Below are 1,793 nucleotides of genomic sequence, written 5' to 3'. Positions count from 1 at the left end.
GGGTGCGGCGGGGCTGTCCAGGAGCTGGGCTGGGCGTGTGCCGCGTAGGGAGTTGATCAGGGCGAGGTCGTCGGCGCGGGTGAGGTCGTCGGGGTGCAGGGTGCGTTCGCGTAGGTGGCCGGTGGTGATCAGGTGGGCGCGTTCGATGCCGGGTAGGCAGCCGCTGTGGAGTGGGGGGGTCCACCAGTGGCCGTCGAGGTGGGCGGCGAGGTTGGCGGTGCAGGTCTCGGTGATCTCGCCGCGTTCGTTGATGATCACGACGTCGTCGGCGGTGGGGTGGCGGGCGAGTCGGGTGTCGTAGGGGGTCCGGCGGGTGGTCTTGTGTCGTGTCCAGCAGGTCTTGGTGTCGATCGGGTGGGGGTCGATGACGAGCCGGACGGGGTGGCTGAGTGGTGTCGGGGCAGCTTCGATGTCGAGGTCGAGGGTGCCGTCGCGTGCGCAGCGGAGCCGGACGCGGGCTTGTTCGATCTCGCGGAGCCGGTCGTGGAGCAGGGTTCGGGCCGCGGTGGGGTCGAAGGTGTATCCGAAGTAGTGGGCGGAGTCGGTCATGCGGGTGAGGTGGGCGTCGAGGTGGTGTAGGCCGTGGGGGGTGTGGTGGAGGGTTTCGAGGAGTTCGAAGGGTTCGTGGCGGATGCTGAGCACCTGGGCTTTTGCCTGTAGTTCGGCGTGTTCGGCGGCGGGTCGGGAGCTCCAGGTGATGCCGCCGCCGGTGCCGTAGGACAGTTGCCGGCGCGTGTGGTCGTGCAGGACGGTGCGGATGGCGACGGAGAATCGTGCCCGGACCTTCGCGGTGGGCGGGCCGACGATGCCGATGGTTCCGCAGTAGACGCCTCGTGGTCCGGGTTCGAGGTGGTGGATGAGTTCCATGGTGCGGGGTTTGGGGGCGCCGGTGACCGAGCCGCAGGGGAACAGGGCGCGGAAGGTGTCGGTGAGTCCGGTGTCGGGGGGTAGTCGGGCGTGGACGTCGGAGGTGAGTTGGTGGACGGTCTCGTAGCGTTCGGCGGCGAGGAGTCGGGTCGCTTGCACGCTGCCTGGGGCGGCGATGCGGCCGAGGTCGTTGCGGACGAGGTCGACGATCATGATGTTCTCGGCGCGTTCCTTCGTGCTGCCGCGGAGTCGGGCGAGGGCGGTTGCGTCCTCGGTGGTGGTGCGTCCGCGCGCGGCGGTGCCCTTCATGGGGCGCATGAGGATGCGGTCGCCGCGTTGTTCGAAGAACAGTTCGGGGCTGGCGCTGGCGATCGTGTGGTCGCCGAGGTGGAGGTAGGCGTTGTGGGCGCCGCGTTGGGCGTGGACGAGTTCGCGGTAGAGGTCGGTGGGGTCGAGGTCGGTGGGGGCGTGTGCGGTGAGTCGGGTGGTGAGGTTGGTCTGGTAGGTCTGGCCTGCGGCGATGTGGGTGCGGACCTGTTCGACGGCGGTGTGGTGGGTGGTGGCGTCCCAGTCGGGGGTCCAGGCGAGGGGTGGCACGGTGGGGCCGGTGGCGGGCAGGGGTGGGACCTGCTCGGGTCGGTCGACGAGGCCGAACCAGACCAGGGGCAGCCCGTCGACCGGGGTGTGGGTGGTCAGGGTGGGGTCCAGGCCGGGTGCGGCTTCGTAGGAGAGGAACCCGAAGGCCCACAGGCCGTCTCGGGTGAGTCGGTCGACCTCGTCGAGGACGGGGGCGACCTGGTCGATGCGGTGGGCCATGAGGACCTGTCGCAGCCCGGAGAACCGCACGGCCGTGCCGGCGACCAGGTCGTCGAACCGTGCCCAGGGCTCGGGGGTGTCGAGCATGGTCGGGTCCTTCCGCCGCCTGC

1 protein-coding gene is annotated in these 1,793 nt (G+C 70.3%); it reads right to left on the bottom strand.

Annotation, left to right across the window (positions count from 1 at the left end; translation table 11 throughout):
* A partial coding sequence (locus H5J29_RS31300; RefSeq protein ID WP_181784537.1) for a chorismate-binding protein occupies positions 1 to 1,770 on the bottom strand: 1,770 nt, incomplete at its 3' end.
* Positions 1,771 to 1,793: the final 23 nt, after the last annotated feature.

Origin of the sequence: Pseudonocardia pini (assembly GCF_013870575.1) — a bacterium.
Taxonomy (GTDB): domain Bacteria; phylum Actinomycetota; class Actinomycetes; order Mycobacteriales; family Pseudonocardiaceae; genus Pseudonocardia; species Pseudonocardia pini.
The sequence above is the reverse complement of the archived record's forward strand: the minus strand, read 5'-3'. Positions and strand labels throughout refer to the sequence as shown.